The 18,084-nt window shown below is 62.7% G+C and carries 16 protein-coding genes; 3 read left to right on the forward strand and 13 right to left on the reverse strand.

Annotation, left to right across the window (positions count from 1 at the left end; genetic code table 11):
• The first annotated feature begins 67 nt into the window (after positions 1–67).
• Complete coding sequence (locus ACX3OW_RS17795) at positions 68–1,258, forward strand: bifunctional 2-C-methyl-D-erythritol 4-phosphate cytidylyltransferase/2-C-methyl-D-erythritol 2,4-cyclodiphosphate synthase (RefSeq protein WP_459097137.1); 1,191 nt, start codon at positions 68–70, stop codon at positions 1,256–1,258.
• On the forward strand, positions 1,258–1,764 hold the full coding sequence (locus ACX3OW_RS17800; RefSeq protein ID WP_459097138.1) for a CinA family protein: 507 nt from the start codon (positions 1,258–1,260) through the stop codon (positions 1,762–1,764). The genes ACX3OW_RS17795 and ACX3OW_RS17800 overlap by 1 nt, the downstream gene beginning before the upstream one ends.
• A gap of 172 nt (positions 1,765–1,936) precedes the next feature.
• Here ACX3OW_RS17800 and ACX3OW_RS17805 read toward each other — a convergent pair whose 3' ends face one another.
• The 13 genes from ACX3OW_RS17805 to aspS all read right to left on the reverse strand — a co-directional run bounded on the left by ACX3OW_RS17805 (position 1,937) and on the right by aspS (position 16,703).
• Positions 1,937–2,380, reverse strand: coding sequence for a type II toxin-antitoxin system RatA family toxin (locus tag ACX3OW_RS17805; protein ID WP_459097139.1), 444 nt, complete (start codon positions 2,378–2,380; stop codon positions 1,937–1,939).
• 32 nt (positions 2,381–2,412) lie between these two features.
• On the reverse strand, positions 2,413–3,366 hold the full coding sequence (gene lipA / locus ACX3OW_RS17810; protein ID WP_459097140.1) for a lipoyl synthase: 954 nt from the start codon (positions 3,364–3,366) through the stop codon (positions 2,413–2,415).
• A 15-nt stretch (positions 3,367–3,381) separates the two neighbouring features.
• Positions 3,382–3,639 carry a GlsB/YeaQ/YmgE family stress response membrane protein gene (locus ACX3OW_RS17815; RefSeq protein ID WP_459097211.1) on the reverse strand — a complete coding sequence of 86 codons (258 nt, stop codon included), beginning with the start codon at positions 3,637–3,639 and terminating at the stop codon, positions 3,382–3,384.
• 113 nt (positions 3,640–3,752) lie between these two features.
• Entirely contained in the window at positions 3,753–4,010 is a 258-nt protein-coding gene (locus ACX3OW_RS17820) for a GlsB/YeaQ/YmgE family stress response membrane protein (RefSeq protein ID WP_459097141.1), read from the reverse strand.
• 42 nt (positions 4,011–4,052) lie between these two features.
• A complete protein-coding gene (gene lpdA / locus ACX3OW_RS17825) occupies positions 4,053–5,492 on the reverse strand; it encodes a dihydrolipoyl dehydrogenase (protein ID WP_459097142.1) in 1,440 nt (479 codons plus the stop codon).
• A gap of 27 nt (positions 5,493–5,519) precedes the next feature.
• On the reverse strand, positions 5,520–6,167 hold the full coding sequence (locus ACX3OW_RS17830) for an SGNH/GDSL hydrolase family protein (protein ID WP_459097143.1): 648 nt from the start codon (positions 6,165–6,167) through the stop codon (positions 5,520–5,522).
• A gap of 12 nt (positions 6,168–6,179) precedes the next feature.
• Complete coding sequence (locus tag ACX3OW_RS17835) at positions 6,180–7,520, reverse strand: pyruvate dehydrogenase complex dihydrolipoamide acetyltransferase (protein WP_459097144.1); 1,341 nt, start codon at positions 7,518–7,520, stop codon at positions 6,180–6,182.
• An 11-nt stretch (positions 7,521–7,531) separates the two neighbouring features.
• Positions 7,532–8,905: a pyruvate dehydrogenase complex E1 component subunit beta gene (locus ACX3OW_RS17840; RefSeq protein ID WP_459097145.1), complete on the reverse strand. Its 1,374-nt coding sequence runs from the start codon at positions 8,903–8,905 to the stop codon at positions 7,532–7,534.
• 89 nt (positions 8,906–8,994) lie between these two features.
• The gene (gene pdhA / locus ACX3OW_RS17845) at positions 8,995–10,014 is read right to left on the reverse strand and encodes a pyruvate dehydrogenase (acetyl-transferring) E1 component subunit alpha (RefSeq protein WP_459097146.1); all 1,020 of its coding nucleotides are present in this window, start codon (positions 10,012–10,014) and stop codon (positions 8,995–8,997) included.
• Between the two features lie 117 nt (positions 10,015–10,131).
• Complete coding sequence (locus ACX3OW_RS17850) at positions 10,132–10,533, reverse strand: FtsB family cell division protein (RefSeq protein WP_459097147.1); 402 nt, start codon at positions 10,531–10,533, stop codon at positions 10,132–10,134.
• A 97-nt stretch (positions 10,534–10,630) separates the two neighbouring features.
• A complete protein-coding gene (locus ACX3OW_RS17855) occupies positions 10,631–12,916 on the reverse strand; it encodes an NADP-dependent malic enzyme (RefSeq protein ID WP_459097148.1) in 2,286 nt (761 codons plus the stop codon).
• Positions 12,917–13,025: 109 nt separating this feature from the next.
• On the reverse strand, positions 13,026–14,627 hold the full coding sequence (locus ACX3OW_RS17860) for an EAL domain-containing protein (RefSeq protein ID WP_459097149.1): 1,602 nt from the start codon (positions 14,625–14,627) through the stop codon (positions 13,026–13,028).
• A gap of 282 nt (positions 14,628–14,909) precedes the next feature.
• The gene (aspS, locus tag ACX3OW_RS17865; RefSeq protein WP_459097150.1) at positions 14,910–16,703 is read right to left on the reverse strand and encodes an aspartate--tRNA ligase; all 1,794 of its coding nucleotides are present in this window, start codon (positions 16,701–16,703) and stop codon (positions 14,910–14,912) included.
• 199 nt (positions 16,704–16,902) lie between these two features.
• Between aspS and rnd the strand changes: the two genes are divergently transcribed.
• Complete coding sequence (gene rnd / locus ACX3OW_RS17870; RefSeq protein ID WP_459097151.1) at positions 16,903–18,072, forward strand: ribonuclease D; 1,170 nt, start codon at positions 16,903–16,905, stop codon at positions 18,070–18,072.
• Positions 18,073–18,084 lie beyond the last annotated feature (12 nt).

Consider the following 18,084-nt stretch of genomic DNA (forward strand, 5'->3'; position numbering starts at 1 on the left):
GCCGCATGCCTTGGTGGGCGCTAGACCACATCGAGGTGGCGAATGCCAGTATCGAGTGCCCAGTTTCATGCGTCAAAAGTCCATTGCCGTCATCGTCGTTGCCGCCGGAAAAGGCGAGCGCGCCAGCGCGGATGGTTCGTCGGACTCCAAGCAGTATCGGCCCATTGCCGGCGTGCCGGTGCTGGCCCGTACGCTGCAGAGTTTTCTTGAACTGTCTGCCGTCACGTCTGTCCTCGCCGTCATCCACCCCGACCACGCCGACCGCTATGCCGCGCTGACCCTTGCTGATACGCGCCTGCTGCCGCAGGTGCTCGGCGGCGCGTCGCGTCAGGCCTCGGTGCTCGAGGGTCTCAAGGCGCTGGCCCCGAGCCGGCCCGATCTGGTGCTGATTCAGGATGCCGCCCGCCCCTTCGGCTCCCCGAGGCTGATTGGTGACGTCATTGCTGCCCTCGGCCAGTTCGATGGCGCCTTGCCCACCGTGCCGGTGACCGACACCATCAAGCGCTCGCTCGACGGGCAGTTGGTGGCGACCACCGAGGATCGCCGGCAGCTATTTGCCGCGCAAACGCCGCAGGGCTTCCGCTTCGGCCAGATTTTCTCGGCGCATATGCGCGCCTCCACCCTGCGCCGCGATTTCACCGACGATGCGGAGATCGCCGAATGGGCTGGTCTCCGTGTCGCCATGGTCATGGGCGACCGCAACAATATCAAAATCACGCATCCCGAGGATTTCACTCGGGCTGAGCGCATTCTTTCAGGAGATCACACCATGGAAACCCGCGTTGGCACCGGCTACGACGTCCACTCGTTCGAGCCCGGTGATGCCGTCTGGCTGGCGGGTGTCCGCATTCCGCACAAGGCCAAGCTCAATGGCCATTCCGATGCCGACGTGGCGCTGCATGCGCTGACTGACGCCATCCTGGGCGCCATTGGCGAAGGCGATATCGGTGTCCACTTCCCGCCCTCCGACGAGCAGTGGCGCGGCGCCGCCTCGACGGTTTTTCTCAAGCATGCCGGTGCCTTGGTGGCCAAGGCGGGTGGCCGCATCGTCAATCTGGACGTGACAATTGTTGCCGAAGCGCCGAGGATCACCGAACACGTGCCGGCGATGCGCCAGGTCATTGCCGATACGCTGGGGATTGCGACGTCACGCGTTGCCATCAAGGCGACGACAAATGAGAAGCTCGGGTTTATCGGGCGGGAGGAAGGGATCGTGTCCATGGCCAGCGCCAGCATTGAAATGCCGAGGGGGGATTGATGGCAGCCAAAGCCGCACCACAAATTGATCCGGGCAAACGGATCATCGAAATCCTGACCGAGAAAAACCAGACCATCGTTACGGCCGAGAGCTGCACCGGCGGTCTGATCGCCGCCGCGCTCACCGACATTCCCGGTGCTTCGGCGGCGCTCTATGGCGGTTACGTCACCTACGCCAATACCGCCAAGTCACGCATGATCCACGTGCAGGCCCGGCTGATCCGCGACTATGGCGCGGTGTCCAATCAGGTAGCCCGGGCCATGGCCGATGGTGCCCGCAACACAGCGCGCGCCGATTTCGCCGTCGCCGTCACCGGCATTGCCGGCCCCGATGGCGGCAGCGAAAAGAAGCCGATCGGTCTGGTCTATGTCGCCGTCTCATCGGAGCTGGCCACCGTCGTCATCGAACACCGCTTCGGCGACCTCGGCCGCGACCTGGTCCGCAAAGCCAGCGTCAACGCCGCCCTCGAACTGGTGCTGCACGTCCTGACCAGCGACAAGGAATAGCTGCGTACCGATGATGGCTACTGCGCCATCCCCACCCACCGGACGATGCCTCCCCCTTGACGGGGGAGGCTAGGAGGGGGTGCGAGAGCCCCGATGATTGGACCAAACCACCCCCACCCTTGATCCCTCCCCGCAAGGGGGAGGGTGTCGACTGCAGGCTTCGTGCGCCCCCTTATTCCCCGTAGCGCCGATCCGCCTCATCGGCAAACGCCCGCATGATCTCTTCCTGCTTGGCCGCAAACGCCGGCTCGGCCACGGCGGCGATGAAGGGATTGGAGATCTTGAAGTCGATCTCGAAGCGCACCCGCGTGCCCATACCTTCGGGCTCAAAGCTCCAGACGCTATCGAGATAGGCGAAGGGCCCATCCACCGCCTTGGCGCTGATGGTGCGTGCCTGGGCGTCCAGCGTCACCCGGCTGGTATAGGCCTGGGTGATCGGTCCGAAAAACAGCGTCATCTTGGCCAGCCGCACGTCGGCATCGCCGGCCGCCGGGTCCTTGCGAATTTCCATCGCCTTGCAGTTGGGAATGAAGCGCGGATAGTCGCCGAGGTCCGCGACGATCTCGAACATGCGCTGCGGCAGATGCGGCACATGCCGCTCAAAAAAACGCTTCATTTCAAATTCTTGTCTTGGTGACCCGGCACAGGCTAATGCCCCAGCCGGGCCATCCGCGCCGCCTTGAGGCGGGCAAAATCTTCGCCGGCGTGATGCGACGAGCGGGTCAGCGGGCTGGACGACACCAGCGCAAAGCCCTTGGCCGTCGCCACCGTGGCGAAGGATTTGAACTCATCCGGCGTCACGAAACGGATCAGCGGCGTGTGCTTGCGCGTCGGCTGCAGATACTGGCCGATGGTGAGGAAATCCACCTCGGCCGAGCGCAGATCGTCCATCAGCTGCAGCACTTCGTTCCGCTCTTCACCCAGCCCGACCATGATGCCCGACTTGGTGAACATCGTCGGATCGAGTTCCTTGACCTTCTGCAGCAACCGGATCGAGTGGAAATAGCGCGCGCCCGGACGGACCTTGAGATATTTCGACGGCACCGTTTCCAGATTGTGGTTGAACACGTCCGGCTTGGCCGCCACGACGATTTCCAGCGCCCCGTCCTTGCGCAAAAAGTCCGGCGTCAGGATTTCGATGGTGGTGCGCGGATTGCGCGCCCGAATGGCCAGGATCACATCGGCAAAATGCTGGGCGCCCCCATCGGCCAGGTCATCGCGGTCCACCGAGGTGATGACGACATGCTGCAGGCCGAGCTTTTCCACCGCCTTGGCGACGTTCTCCGGCTCGTGGGGATCAAGCGGTCCCGGCATGCCGGTGCGCACATTGCAGAAGGCGCAGGCGCGGGTGCAGATTTCGCCCATGATCATCATGGTGGCGTGCTTCTTGGACCAGCACTCGCCGATATTGGGGCAGCCAGCCTCTTCACACACCGTCACCAGCCCATGCTCGCGCACGATGGCCTGGGTTTCCTTATAGATCGGCGAACCTGGCGCCTTGACGCGGATCCAGTCCGGCTTGCGCAGCACCACGCTGTCGGGCCGGTTGGCCTTTTCCGGGTGGCGGGGCTTGAGCGCGGAAGTGTCGATCAGAGTGACCAAGGGATGTCCTGACTTCTAAGCAATCAACCGTGCCAGCAGCACGACGATAATGGCGCCGACCGTCGAGGTCACGATCTGGCGGGCCAGATCGTTGCGGATGCCGAGATCGATCCGCAGCGCCGTGAACAGATATCCCCCCACGAACGAACCGATCACCCCGCTGATGAGGTAAGTGATCAGCCCGCCGCCTCCAACGATCAGGCTGGCGAGAAAGCCCGCCACAATACCGATGCCGAGAAACACCAGGATCGCGCGATTATTATTGCCACCCATGGTGAAGCCCCCGCCCGCGCTTTGCCGTTCCGGTAATGCCATTTGTGTTTGCCCTCGCGAACTCTGCGCCGAATATTGCGTTCCGCGCGTCCGTCTTCAAGGTGCCCTGCCCCTTATCGCGCAATCACCCGCGCCACGGCAATGACGACGACAGCACCAATCGTCGCGGTGATGATCTGGCTGATCAGCGCATTCTCGATCGGCAGCGAAATCCCGGCCACCGACAGCAGCCAGCCACCTACAAAAGCGCCGATCACGCCGACAATCAGATTGCGCAGCAAGCCGCCGCCGCCCAGCACCAACCCGGCCAGCCATCCGGCGACCAGCCCGATGCCGAGAAAGATCAGCAGTTCCGTGGTTCCAACGCTCATTTTGTCTGCTCCAAAGCTGTCAAATCGAGACTACGGCGACCATCACATATTCAGCGCGCGGCCATAAGCATCCAGCACGCTTTCCTTCATCGTCTCGCTCAGCGTCGGATGCGGGAAAATGGTGTGCATCAGATCTTCCTCGGTGGTTTCGAGGTTCATGGCGATGACAAAGCCCTGGATCAGCTCGGTCACTTCCGCGCCCACCATATGCGCGCCCAGCAGTTCGCCGGTCTTGGCGTCGAAAATGGTCTTGACCAGCCCATCGGGCTCGCCCAGCGCAATCGCCTTGCCGTTGCCGACGAACGGGAAGCGCCCGACCTTGATCTCGCGCCCGGCTTCGCGCGCCTTGGCTTCGGTCAGCCCGACGCTGGCCACCTGCGGCTCGCAATAGGTGCAGCCCGGCACCTTGGTCTTGTCGAGGCCATGCACCTTCATCCCGGCGATCTTTTCGACGGTGATGACGGCCTCATGCTCGGCCTTGTGCGCTAGCATGGGCGGGCCGGCGACGTCGCCAATCGCCCAGATGCCGGCCACATTGGTCTGGCCATAGCCATCGATGACAATGGCGCCGCGCTCGGTCTTGACCCCGACCGTCTCCAGCCCAAGACCTTCGATATTGCACATCACGCCCACGGCCGAAATCAGCTTGTCGCCGGAAATCTGCTGCTTGCTGCCATCCTTGAGTTCGACGTGAGCGGTAACCCCAGCCTTACTCTTTTCGACCTTGGTCACCTTGGTGTCGGTCAAAATCTTGATGCCGCGCTTTTCAAGGCGCTTGCGGGCCAGCGCCGAGATTTCGGCGTCTTCCACCGGCATAATCTGCGGCAGCAATTCGATAATGGTCACCTCGGCGCCCATGGAGCGATAGAACGAGGCAAACTCGACGCCAATGGCGCCCGACCCCATCACCACCAGCGATTTGGGCATTTCAGCCGGCTTCATCGCCTCGAAATAGGTCCAGATCTTGTCGCCATCGGGTTCGATGCCCGGCAGCACGCGCGGCCGCGCGCCCGTGGCGATGATGATGTTCTTGGCCTTGTAGGTGCCCTCGCCCAGCGGGTTCTTCGGCACCGGCCCCTGCGGCTGCACAATGGCCTTCTTGGTCGGGGAAACCTTGACCTCACCCGGCTTGGTGATCACCGCTTCGCCCCAGATGATGTCGACCTTGTTCTTCTTCATCAGGAACTGGACGCCATTATTCATCTGGGCGGCGATGGCGCGCGAGCGCTTCACCACACCGTCGATGTCGACGCCGATCTTCTCGACCGTCAGGCCATAATCCTTGGCATGGCTCATATGGCCGAAAATTTCGGCCGAGCGCAGCAGCGCCTTGGTCGGAATGCAGCCCCAGTTGGAGCAGATGCCCGCCATATGCTCGCGCTCGATGATGCCCACCTTCATGCCGAGCTGCGCGCCGCGAATGGCCGCAACATAGCCGCCGGGGCCGGCGCCGATGACGAGAAGATCGTATTGGTCAGCCATTTGGGCCTCCATTTGGTCGATTGGGGTCTAGAGACCCAGCATTTGTTTGACGAGCGGCACCAGCCCCTCGCCGATCGCGCGCGTATTGGCAGCGTCGAGATGAACGCCATCGAGCGGGCTGGCCTTGGCCACCGTCGAGGCATCGAAAAAACCCGCACCGTATTCGTCGGCCCGGTTCTTGTAGTGGCGGGCAAACGCTTGCGACTGCGCGAGGGCGTCGGCGCCACCGAAATTAGTGGCAACGTCGGTGTTACCGGTTTCGCAAGGATGCGGCGGTGCGACGAGCAGGATTTGCGGCATTACCGCGCCCGGCTCAACGAAATGGCCGCGCACCACCTGCATCAACCGGCGCATCCCATAGGATGCGGTCAGCGCGCTGCCGTGGATGGCGGGCTTCAAATCATTGCTGCCCAGCATGATGATGACCAGATCGAGCGGCGCATGGCTGGCCAGCAGCGTCGGCAGGATCCGCACGCCGTTACGATCCGCATTGGCGGTAAAATCGTCAAACGCCGTGGTGCGCCCACCCAGCCCCTCAGCGATGACCCGGGCTTTGCCGCCCAGGCCCTGCTCCAATGTCGTTGGCCAGCGATCCGCATAAGCATGGCGCGGCCCGCCGGCCTCAGGATTGGCGCCGTAAGTCAGGCTGTCGCCATAGGCGAGAATGGTCTTCATGCGCCCTGCCCCTTAGGCCAGCATCATTACCGGATTTTCGATCAGGCCCTTGAATACGCCGAGCAGTTCCGCCCCCAGCGCACCATCGACGGCGCGATGGTCGCAGGACAGGGTCACCGTCATGAAGCTCGCCACCTTGACCTGCCCGGCCTCGGCATAGACGCGCTCTTCGCCGACACCGACCGCCAGGATCGTGCCATGCGGCGGGTTGATCACCGCGGCAAATTCGCGGATGCCGAACATGCCCAGATTGGACACCGACGACGCCCCACCCTGATATTCATGCGGCGCCAGCTTCTTGGACTTGGCGCGACCAGCCAGATCCTTGACCTCTTCGGAGATTTCCCGAAGCGTCTTGGTATCGCAGCTCTTGACCACCGGGGTGAACAAACCACCCGGCACGGCCACGGCAACCGCCACGTCCGAGCGCTTGTGATAGAGGATAGAATCCCCGGCCCAGGTGGCATTGGCCATCGGCACGCGCTGCAAGGCGACGGCCCAGGCCTTCATCACGAAATCATTGACCGAAAGCTTGTAGGACGGCTTGCCCTCCTTGCTCTTGGGGGCCAGCGCATTGATCTGCTCGCGCGCTGCCAGCAGCGCATCGATCTTGCAATCCAGCGTCAGATAGAAATGCGGCACGGTCTGCTTGGACTCGGTGAGGCGGGCAGCCACCACCTTGCGCATGCCATCATTGGGCACCAGCTCGTAGGAGCCTTCGGGATAGAGCGCCAGCACCTGCTCCTTGGTCATGCCGGTCGCAGCCACGCCGCCACCAGCGGCAGCACCCGGAGCCGAAGCCACGGCCTTGAGCGGGGTCTTGCCCGACTTGGCAGATTCCACGTCAGCCTTGACCACACGGCCCTTGGGACCCGAGCCGGAAATGGCCGCCACGTCGATCCCGGCTTCCTTGGCCAGACGACGCGCCAGCGGCGAAGCGAACACTTTGCCGCCCTCAGCCTTCGCTGCCGGAGCAGCCGCAGGCTTTGGCGCTGCGGCCACAGCCTGCGGCGCCGGTGCGGCAGCAGCCGGCTTCGGCGCTTCTGCCTTGGGAGCCTCGGCGGCAGGCGTCGGAGCAGCCTTGGGTGCAGCCGCCGCATCCAGGCTTTCGCCTTCCTGCAGCAGAATGGCGATCACCGCGTTGACCTTCACATTGTCGGTGCCTTCGGCGACCAGGATCTTGCCGATCTTGCCCTCGTCGACGGCCTCGACTTCCATCGTGGCCTTGTCGGTTTCGATTTCGGCGATCACGTCACCGGAGGAGACGCTGTCGCCTTCCTTGACGTGCCACTTGGCGAGCTTGCCCTCTTCCATCGTGGGGGAGAGCGCCGGCATGGTGATATCGATTGGCATCCCGGTTCTCCTTACGAGCGGTAGGTCACGGCATTGACCGCTGCGATCACGTCATCGACGTTCGGCAGCGCCAGCTTTTCGAGGTTGGCGGCATAGGGCATCGGCACGTCCTTGCCGGTCACGCGCATCACCGGAGCGTCGAGATAGTCGAACGCCTGCTCCATGACGCGGGCCGACAGCTCGGCGCCAATGCCGCCCTGCGGCCAGCCCTCTTCCACCGTCACCAGACGGCCGGTCTTCTTGACCGATGCAATCACCGTATCGCTGTCGAGCGGGCGCAAAGTGCGCAGGTCGATCAGTTCCACGTCGACCCCGGCAGCAACCAGCTTTTCGGTGGCCTGGGTGGCGTAGCGCATGCCCATCGAGAACGATACGATGGTCACATCCGCGCCCTTGCGGGCAATACGGGCCTTGCCGATCGGCAGCAGGAAATCATCGACCTTGGGCACAAGGCCGGTGGAGCCGTAGAGGATTTCGTTTTCGAGGAAGATCACCGGGTTCGGCGAGCGGATAGCCGCTTTCAGCAGGCCCTTGGCGTCAGCGGCGCTATAAGGCGCGATGACGGTGAGGCCCGGGATATGGCTGTACCAGGCCGAATAGTCCTGGCTGTGCTGCGCGCCAACGCGGGCGGCGGCGCCGTTCGGGCCACGGAACACCATCGGCGCCTTGACCTGACCGCCCGACATATACAGCTGCTTGGCCGCCGAGTTGATGATCTGGTCGATTGCCTGCATGGCAAAGTTCCAGGTCATGAATTCAACGATTGGCTTGAGCCCGGCAAAGGCCGCGCCGACCGCGAGGCCGGCAAAGCCATGCTCGGTGATCGGCGTATCGATGATGCGGTCGGGCCCAAATTCCTGCAGCAGGTTCTGGGTGATCTTGTAGGCGCCCTGATATTCGGCGACTTCCTCGCCCATCACGAAGACGTCCTTGTCGCGGCGCAACTCTTCGGCCATCGCCTCGTTCAGCGCCTGGCGCACAGTCATCTCGACCATTTCCACGCCTTCCGGCAGGTCGGGATCATTCTGCGCTTCAAACTTGGGCGCAGCCGGCACGGTCGGCGCCGGAGCCGCCATCGGCGCCTCGGCCTCTACCATGCTGGGCGTAGCTTCGGCGGCCGGTGCCGCTGCCGGCGCTGCGGTTTCGCCTTCGGCCAGCACCATGGCGATTGGGGTATTCACCTTCACCCCGTCGGTGCCTTCGGCAACCAGCAATTCGGTGACCACGCCTTCATCGACCGACTCGACTTCCATCGTCGCCTTGTCGGTTTCGATTTCGGCCAGCACGTCGCCGGACTTGACGGTGTCGCCGACCTTGACCAGCCACTTGGCGAGCTTGCCTTCTTCCATGGTAGGCGACAGCGCAGGCATCAGGATTTGAGGCATATCAGCTCTCCAGCAATAAGACGCCGGGCGTAGTCGCCACGCGGCGGGCAGATAGGTGAATGTTCAGCGCGGCAGCGCCCGCCATGGGGTCAGGCGCTGATGGTGATGTCGGTCCACAGCTCGGCAGCATCGGGCTCGGGATCGGTGGTGGCGAAATCCGCCGCCGCCGTAACCACAGCGCGCACATCGCTCTCGATGGTCTTGATCTCGTCCTCGGTCAAAACGCCAGCTTCCAGCAGCCGCGCCTTGACCTGCTCGATCGGGTCGCGCTCCTGGCGGTACTTGGTCACTTCGTCCTTGGAGCGATACTTCGCCGGGTCGGACATCGAGTGGCCACGATAGCGATAGGTCAGCATTTCGAGGATGAACGGACCATTGCCCGTGCGGGCATATTCGATGGCGCGCTTGGCCGCATCATAGACCATGCGCACATCCATGCCGTCGACCTGCTCGCCAGGAATGTCGAACGACGCGCCACGCATGGACATGTCAGTGGTTGCCGCGGCGCGCTCGATCGAGGTGCCCATGGCGTATTTGTTGTTTTCGATGATGAAGACGATGGGCAGCTTCCACAGCTTGGCCATGTTGAAGGTCTCATAGACCTGGCCCTGGTTGGCCGCGCCGTCGCCAAAATAGGCCAGCGAGACCGAGCCGTCGCCCTTATACTTGGCCGCGAAGGCCAGGCCGGCGCCAATCGGCACCTGGGCGCCGACAATGCCGTTGCCGCCATAGAATTTGTGCTCGTTGCTGAACATGTGCATCGAGCCGCCCTTGCCTTTCGACAAGCCGCCCTGACGCCCGGTCAGCTCCGCCATGACGCCCTTGGGATCGAGGCCCATGACCAGCATGTGGCCGTGATCGCGATAGCCGGTGATCTGGGCGTCCTTGCCCTTCTCGCTAGCCATGGTGATGCCGGTGACCACGGCTTCCTGGCCGATATAGAGGTGGCAGAAACCACCGATCAGGCCCATGCCATACATCTGGCCGGCCTTTTCCTCGAACCGACGGATCAGCAGCATCTCGCGATACGCTTCGAGGTCCTGTTCCTTGGTGAACTGAGGTACGTTGGATTGCATCTTGGCCTTGGTGGCCACAGCCTTACGCGCCATAGGGGGAACGCTCCGCATCGAAATGGAATTGCCGCCTGGCCCGACTTGGCCACACTTGCGCATCATAGTGCAAGCAATCCGCAGAACACAATGCTCAAATGCAGCAGACAACCGCCGCTAGAGCGTTGAATCTGCTTCGATAAGACGCATTAACTCATCTGTGGCTAATACTTGGAATTTACCAGAAAGTGGTTTACCCGTATGCGGGTCGACCATGACCAGAACATCGTCCTTATTGGCCATATTCAGCAGCCGCCGCGCCCGCTCGGTGACGATATCGGGGTCGAGCCGGCGCGTATCCATCAGCGTGGCGCGATGGCGATAGGAATCGATCTCGGCCTGCAGCGCCGATGATCTGGCCTTGAGCTGGTCGATATCGAGCAGGATCTGGGTGCGGTTTTCAATGCCGAACTGCCCGCCAATGGCCGAGAAGCCGAGATAGCCCTGAAAGCCAAGCAAGGCGGCCGTCATCGCCAGCGGGCGCCAAATGGACGGGCGTTTTAGACGGGTGGTGGGCATGAATGGGCGAACCGAATACTGAACCCCACCACTATGGCTGACAAGGACTTAACGCGGGGTTGCGACAGCGCCACCCCGCGTCATTCCAGTCAACTCGCTACGGCGTTTCTGCCGCGATCGCCTCCGTCGCCGCAATCGCCGCCATATTGACGATGCCGCGGCTGGTGGTCGACGGCGCCAGAATATGCGCCGGCGATTTCGGCCCCATCAGGATCGGGCCGACCGACAGCGCATTGTTCATTTCCTTGAGCAGCGTCATCGACAGGTTTGCCGCGTCGAGATTAGGGAAAATCAGCAGATTGGCTTCCCCGCTCAACACGCTGTCCGGCACGTAGCGCTCGCGCAAATCCTGATTCAGCGCCAGATCGCCCTGCATCTCGCCTTCGACAATCAGGTCGGGGGCGATGGCTTTGAGCTTCTGATAGGCATCGCGCATCTTGTAGGCGCTGTCGCCGTCGCGCGAACCGAAGTTGGAATAGCTCAGCAGCGCCACCTTGGCCGGAATGTTGAACCGACGCAGGTGATTGCGCGCCTGCAAGGCGATACCGACGATTTCGTCGGTCGTCGGGTCCGGGTTCACATAGGTATCGGCGAGGAAAAACGCCCCCCGTGGCATAATGAGCATCGACAGCGCCGACACGTCGGTCACGCCGTCCTGCAGCCCGATGATCGAGCGGATATCGCGGACATGCTTGATGAACCGGCCCTGCAGGCCGCAGATCATCGCATCGGCTTCGCCCCGCTTCACCGCCAGCGCACTGATCACCGTGGTATTGGTGCGCACCACCTGCCGTGCGGTGTCCGGCGTCACCCCGTCGCGGCCGACCAGCGAGTGGAACAGGCTGACATAATCGCGGTAACGCGGATCGTCCTCGGGATTGATGATCTCGAAATCACTGGGCTTCAGATTGAGGCCAAACCGCTCGATGCGCGCCTCGATCACCGAGGGACGACCGACCAGGATCGGCCGGGCGATCCGCTCTTCCAGGATCACCTGGGCGGCGCGCAGCACGCGCTCATCCTCGCCATCGGCAAAGGCGATGCGCTTGTTCTTGCCATGCGCCCGATCGATGATCGGCTTCATCACCAGCCCCGAGCGGAACACGAAGCGGTTGAGACTGTCCTGATAGGCGTCCCAATCTGCAATCGGCTTCTTGGCCACGCCCGATTCCATCGCCGCGCGCGCCACGGCCGGCGCGATGCGCAGGATCAGCCGCTGGTCGAACGGGTTGGGAATGATGTGGTCAGGGCCGAACACCGCCGGCGTGCCCGAAGGCGAGGACTCCAGCCCCGGATCATGCGCCAGCCTTGCGATGGCCCGCACCGCCGCCAGCTTCATTTCCTCGTTGATCGTGGTCGCCGCCACGTCGAGCGCGCCGCGGAAGATGAACGGGAAGCACAGGACGTTATTGACCTGATTGGGAAAGTCCGAGCGTCCGGTGCACACCATGGCGTCCGGCCGCGTCGCCTTGGCCAGATCCGGCATGATTTCGGGATATGGATTGGCCAGCGCCAGCACCAGCGGCTTGGGCGCCATCTTCAGCAGCATCTCCGGCGTCAGCGCACCAGCCGCCGACAACCCGACAAACACGTCCGCGCCATCGATCACTTCTGCCAGCGTGGTGAAGTCGGTGGTGCGGCGGAACTGGCCGCGCCACTTGTCATTGACGTCGTTGCGCTTGTGGCTCAGCAAGCCATCCTTGTCGGCGACCCAGATATTCTCATGCTTGGCGCCCAGCGCCACCAGCACATTGAGGCAGGCAATGGCCGCAGCCCCTGCCCCCGAGGCGCAGATTTTGACGTCCTCGATTTTTTTGCCCTTGAGCTCCAGCCCATTGAGCACGGCGGCGCCGACGATGATGGCGGTGCCATGCTGGTCGTCATGGAACACCGGGATCGGCATGCGCTCGCGCAGCGTTTCCTCGATTTCAAAGCAATCCGGCGCGCGGATGTCTTCGAGGTTGATGCCGCCAAAAGTCGGCCAGAGCGGCGCCACGGCGTTGATGAACTTCTCCGGATCGGTCTCGTCGATTTCGAGATCGAACACGTCGATGCCGGCGAATTTCTTGAACAGAACCGCCTTGCCCTCCATCACCGGCTTGGAAGCCAGCGCGCCGATATTGCCCAGCCCCAGCACGGCGGTGCCGTTGGAGATGACCGCGACGAGATTCTGTCGCGAGGTATATTTGGACACCGAATCCGGGTTGGCGGCGATTTCCTCGCAGGGCGCGGCCACGCCGGGCGAATAGGCCAGCGCCAGGTCGCGCTGGTTGCCCAACGGCTTGGTCGGCTGAATTTCCAGCTTGCCGGGCTTGGGGAACTCATGGAAGTGGAGCGCTGCTTCACGCAGGGCGTTCTTCTGTTCGTTGACGTCGCTCGACACGCAATCCTCCTCGGCAGACAGGGCATAGGCCGCGTTGGTGCCACCAATCGCCGGCGATGAAAAGTGGGTACCTCCAGACTGGCCTGCGACTAAAGTCGCAAACCCCGACTTATGCGGCGCTGGCAACGCCGCCGTCGATGCGCCCGCGCGGTGCGTGGGCGGCGTGGAGCGCCAGCGCCAGCTGGCGGAAGGCGCCGATCTTGAGCGCCGGCGCAAAGATGAAGCCCTGCGCCTGAATGACGCCCCGCGCCCGCAGATACAGCGCCTGCTCCTCGGTCTCGACGCCCTCGGCGACGATTTCGCAATCGAGATCCTTGGCCATGGCAATCAAGCCGTCGAGCACGGCAACCTGCGTGGTGCCGGGCTTGATCATGTCGACAAAAATCCGGTCGATCTTGATCACATCGACGCCAAGCGTCCCCAGATAGGCCAGATTGGAGTGGCCGGTGCCCGCATCATCCATCGCCAGCTTGGAGCCCAGCGCATGCAGGCCGGCGATAACGCTATTGGCGATGGCCGAATTGGCCAGCGGGTGCCGCTCGGTGATTTCGAACACCAGCTGGCGGAAACTGATCGGCGAATTGCCGAAAATGGCCTGGACGTCCTCGACAATACTGTCGTCGCGGAAGTGCCCCTCGAACAGATTGATGGAAATCTTGAGGTCCGGCACCTTCTGGCTCAGCTCGCCCAGGTCGAACTTGACCTGCTGCATCAGCGACAGCGTCATCGGAATGGCCAGCCCGGTCACCTCGGCATAATCGATGAAGGCGCCCGGCTGTACCACCTGCCCGTTCTTCTTTTCCCAGCGGCACAGCACCTCACAGCCCATCAGCTCGCCGGTGCGCAGATTGATCACCGGCTGGTAATAGGGCTTGATTTCGCCGCGTGCGATGGCCCGTTCGAGGTCGAAGGCCGGGACGCGCGAGCGCCGCACATAGCTTAGCGACAGCAGCAGGAAACCCGCGCTGATCAGGCAGGCGATGGCGGTAAAGGCAACATCGAGGCTGGTATAGCTGGCGCGGGCCATGACGAAGGGCACGGCATATTCCACCTTGAGCGGCAGCTCGCCGGCAAAGCTCTGGGCAAAGACAAACTCGGCGCTCGACCCGCGCCGGTCAAAACCCGCCGCATCGCCCACCGCCAGGATCGGCGTGCCATTGGTCAGCAGCACCCGCAGCATCGAGCCGCCGGCAATGCCCTGGGCCAGTCCGCCGGCCGTCTGGCTCATCAGCGGCACAAAGGCCGACACCTTGCGGGTCTGGCCGAAGGACTGGGTGATCTTGAGCGCCGGCATCGCCATCTCGCCCAGCTGCACCACGGTGATGCTCTCGGTATGGCCCGGTACCGGCAGGCTTTCCGACAGCGGCGAGAACACGACATTGCGGCCAAAGGCGTCGCAATACTGGACGCCATCGGCGTTCTCGACCAGCACCTGCTTCAAATTGAGACTGGATTCGATCTCGCGCTGCACATTGGCGATAAATGTCGGCGTGCACAGCGATGGGCTCTCGGCCAGCACCCGGCGCAGCGCCCGAACGGCATCATTTACACTGATTTCAATTTGTGAGGAAACTGTACCAACATACTGCCGTGTGTTGGCTTTTTCCTGGACGCGCACATAGCTGTCCAGCACATAATCCACCGCCACAATGGGCACGAACGCCAGCAGCGCCCCCATCAGTGTCAGGACATGTGAATATTTGGATTTCAAGTCACGAATCCGAAATGACCGCTTCAACGGTCCATCGGTAGCAATTTGCGTTTAATACACCATTAACGCTGGTTAATCGGCCGGAAACCATGTTGGCGAGCGTGGAGGGACAATCCACACACTGTAGCTAGCGCCAAATTTCCCAGTCGACACCCTCCCCCTTGCGGGGAGGGATCAAGGGTGGGGGTGGTTTGGCCCCAATCATCGGGGCTCTCGTCACCCCCTCCCAACCTCCCCCGTCGAGGGGGAGGTGCAGTTCGGTGGCTGTGGTTAGCCGCGCCCCTACTTGTCCTGCACGTTCAACCGAATGCTCAGCTCGCGCAGCTGCTTGGGGGCCGCCGGGCTCGGTGCGCCCATCAGCAGGTCTTCGGCCTGCTGGTTCATCGGGAACGCCGTGATTTCGCGCAGATTCTGCACGCCGCATAGCAGCATGACGATGCGGTCCACACCGAAGGCGGCCCCACCATGCGGCGGTGCGCCATACTGGAAGGCGCGATACAGCCCGCCGAACTGCTCTTCGACCTCGTCGCGGCTCTTGCCGGTCAGCTCGAACGCCTTGACCATGGTCTCGGGCAGCTGGTTACGGATCGACCCGGAGGCGATTTCAAAGCCATTGCACACGGCGTCATACTGATACGCCTTGATGGTCAGCGGGTCCTGACTGTTGAGCGCGTCGATGCCACCCTGCGGCATGGAGAAGGGGTTATGCGCGAAGTCCACGCGCTTTTCCTCTTCGCTCCACTCGTAGAACGGGAAGTCGACGATCCAGCACAGCGCGAACTGCTCGGTGTCGACCACGCCCAAATCCGTACCGGCCTTGGTGCGGGCTTCGCCGGCAAACTTGTAGAACTTCTCCGGGCGGCCGCAGACGAAGAACACCGCGTCGCCATCATCCAGACCCAGCTGGGCCTTGAGCGCAGCAGTGCGTTCCTCGCCGATATTCTTGGCGATCGGGCCAGAGCCCTGCCCGTCCTTGAAGAAGATATAGCCCAGCCCCGGCTGGCCCTCGCCCTGTGCCCAGGCGTTCATGCGGTCGCAGAAGGCGCGGCCGATCGGCTCGGCGCCTGCCTTGTTCTTGGCCGGAATCGCCCAGACTTCCACCTTGGAATCAGCCTCGATCTGGCCGGCGAACACCTTGAAGCCCGAACCGGCGAAATGCTCGGTCACGGCCTGCATTTCGATGGGGTTGCGCAGATCCGGCTTGTCCGAACCATATTTGCGGATCGCGGTGTCATAGGGAATGCGCGGCCATTCCTTGGTGACGCGCTTGCCCTCGGCGAACTGCTCGAAAATCGAGGTGATCACCGGTTCCGTGGTGTTCCACACGTCTTCCTGGGTAACGAAGCTCATTTCCAGGTCGAGCTGGTAGAATTCGCCCGGCAGGCGGTCGGCGCGCGGGTCTTCGTCGCGGAAGCACGGCGCAATCTGGAAATAGCGGTCAAAGCCGGCCACCATCAGCAGCTGCTTATACTGCTGCGGCGCCTGCGGCAGGGCAAAGAACTTGCCGGGATGAATGCGGCTCGGCACCAGGAAGTCGCGCGCGCCTTCCGGCGAGCTGGCCGTCAGGATCGGCGTCGAATATTCGGCAAAGCCCTGCTCGGTCATGCCGTTGCGCATCGCCGCGATCACCTTGGTGCGCTTGACGATATTGGCATGCAGCTTTTCGCGGCGCAGGTCGATGAAGCGGTACTTCAGCCGCACGTCTTCCGGATAGTCCTGATCGCCGAACACCGGCAGCGGCAATTCCTTGGCGGCCGACAGCACTTCGATCTCGCGGATGAACACCTCGATGGTGCCGGTGGGCAGGTTCGGGTTCACCGCAGCGGCGTCGCGCAGCTTCACTTCACCATCGATGCGGATGACCCATTCCGAGCGCACTTTTTCGGCGGCGGCAAAGGCCGGAGAATCAGGGTCGATGACGGCCTGCGTCAGCCCGTAATGGTCGCGCAGATCCATGAACAGCAACCCGCCATGGTCGCGGATACGATGCACCCAGCCACTCAGACGCACGGTCTGGCCGGCTTCGTTGGAAGTGAGAGCCCCGCAAGTGTGCGAGCGATAGCGATGTGTGGTCATGACGAAACTCTGCAAAAAGGCCGGAATCTTGGCGGGAAAAGCGCATGGGAGCCCCCGCTTGTCAAGGTAATCGGGCCCCGAGGACCCCGACGCCACCTGCCGCGCGGTAACCCTTCCCTGATACTCAACAAATCCGGTATGGAGTGGGCTTGCCGCACCTGCTAGGAAGAATAACGACGAATTTGAGACGGACGCCGGTATGGACCTCATAGTTTCCACAGATATGCTCGCGGCATTTTGCGAGCGGGCCGCTAAATTTGACTTTGTAACTGTCGATACCGAGTTCCTGCGCGAAACCACCTACTGGCCCAAGCTCTGTCTCATTCAGGCAGCGACCGAAGACGAGGCGGTGCTGATCGATCCGCTGGCGCCCGACCTCGATTTGAGCAGTTTTTTCACGCTGCTGGCCAATCCCAACATCACCAAGGTGTTCCACGCGGCCCGGCAGGATATCGAAATCTTCGTCAAGCTGACCGGCAAGGTTCCGGCCAATATCTTCGATACCCAGATCGCCGCCAGCGTCTGCGGCTTCGGCGACAGCGTCTCCTATGACAATCTGGTGCGCGCCATCACCCAGGTCGAACTCGACAAGTCATCGCGCTTCACCGACTGGTCGGCCCGTCCGCTCACCGAAAAGCAGCGGCTTTACGCCGTCGCCGACGTCACCCATCTGCGCGATATCTACAAGGAACTGCGCAAGCAGGTCGAAGCCACCAAGCGCTGGGACTGGGTCGAGGACGAGCTGGGCGTGCTGCGCAGCATCGACACCTATGTGGTGCAGCCCGAGCAGGCGTGGGAACGCCTCAAGATGAAGATCAATCGCCCGCGCGATCTGGCCGCGATGAAAAAGCTCGCCGCCTGGCGCGAACGGCGCGCCCAGGACAGCGATCAGCCGCGCAGCCGCGTGCTTAAGGACGATGTGCTGTTCGAGCTGGCCATGCAGCGCCCGCTGACCGCCGACGCCTTTGAAAAGCTCCGCGCCGTGCCGCGCGGTTTCGGCCGCAGCTCTGCCGCCGCCGAAATCATGGTGCTGCTCAAGGACGTGGAAGCCCTGACCAAGACCGAGCTGCCCACCATGCCCGAGCGCTATCGCGGTCCCTCACCCAAGGGCGCCGTCGGCGATCTGATCCGCGTGCTGCTAAAGTCTGTCGCCGAACAACATGGCGTCGCCGCCCGCATTCTGGCCACCTCCGACGATATCGACGCCCTGGTGCTCGATGACGATGCCGACGTCCCTGCCCTCAAAGGCTGGCGCCGCAAGCTGTTCGGCGAAAAGGCCCTCGACATCAAACACGGCCGCATCGGCCTTGTCGCCACCCGCAAGGGCATCGTCGAATTCGCGGTAAAAGACAGCGTCCCGGCCGAATAGCCGCAGGGCCTC

The sequence above is a fragment of the Devosia sp. A449 genome, assembly GCF_054489375.1.

What these genes read in the sequence shown, in the direction of transcription:
- ACX3OW_RS17795 (WP_459097137.1), top strand. Translation starts at nt 68, where the DNA reads ATGCGTCAAAAGTCCATTGCCGTCATCGTCGTTGCCGCCGGAAAAGGC.
- ACX3OW_RS17800 (WP_459097138.1), top strand. Translation starts at nt 1,258, where the DNA reads ATGGCAGCCAAAGCCGCACCACAAATTGATCCGGGCAAACGGATCATC.
- ACX3OW_RS17805 (WP_459097139.1), bottom strand. Translation starts at nt 2,380, where the DNA reads ATGAAGCGTTTTTTTGAGCGGCATGTGCCGCATCTGCCGCAGCGCATG.
- ACX3OW_RS17815 (WP_459097211.1), bottom strand. Translation starts at nt 3,639, where the DNA reads ATGGGTGGCAATAATAATCGCGCGATCCTGGTGTTTCTCGGCATCGGT.
- ACX3OW_RS17820 (WP_459097141.1), bottom strand. Translation starts at nt 4,010, where the DNA reads ATGAGCGTTGGAACCACGGAACTGCTGATCTTTCTCGGCATCGGGCTG.
- lpdA (WP_459097142.1), bottom strand. Translation starts at nt 5,492, where the DNA reads ATGGCTGACCAATACGATCTTCTCGTCATCGGCGCCGGCCCCGGCGGC.
- ACX3OW_RS17830 (WP_459097143.1), bottom strand. Translation starts at nt 6,167, where the DNA reads ATGAAGACCATTCTCGCCTATGGCGACAGCCTGACTTACGGCGCCAAT.
- ACX3OW_RS17835 (WP_459097144.1), bottom strand. Translation starts at nt 7,520, where the DNA reads ATGCCAATCGATATCACCATGCCGGCGCTCTCCCCCACGATGGAAGAG.
- ACX3OW_RS17840 (WP_459097145.1), bottom strand. Translation starts at nt 8,905, where the DNA reads ATGCCTCAAATCCTGATGCCTGCGCTGTCGCCTACCATGGAAGAAGGC.
- pdhA (WP_459097146.1), bottom strand. Translation starts at nt 10,014, where the DNA reads ATGGCGCGTAAGGCTGTGGCCACCAAGGCCAAGATGCAATCCAACGTA.
- ACX3OW_RS17850 (WP_459097147.1), bottom strand. Translation starts at nt 10,533, where the DNA reads ATGCCCACCACCCGTCTAAAACGCCCGTCCATTTGGCGCCCGCTGGCG.
- aspS (WP_459097150.1), bottom strand. Translation starts at nt 16,703, where the DNA reads ATGACCACACATCGCTATCGCTCGCACACTTGCGGGGCTCTCACTTCC.
- rnd (WP_459097151.1), top strand. Translation starts at nt 16,903, where the DNA reads ATGGACCTCATAGTTTCCACAGATATGCTCGCGGCATTTTGCGAGCGG.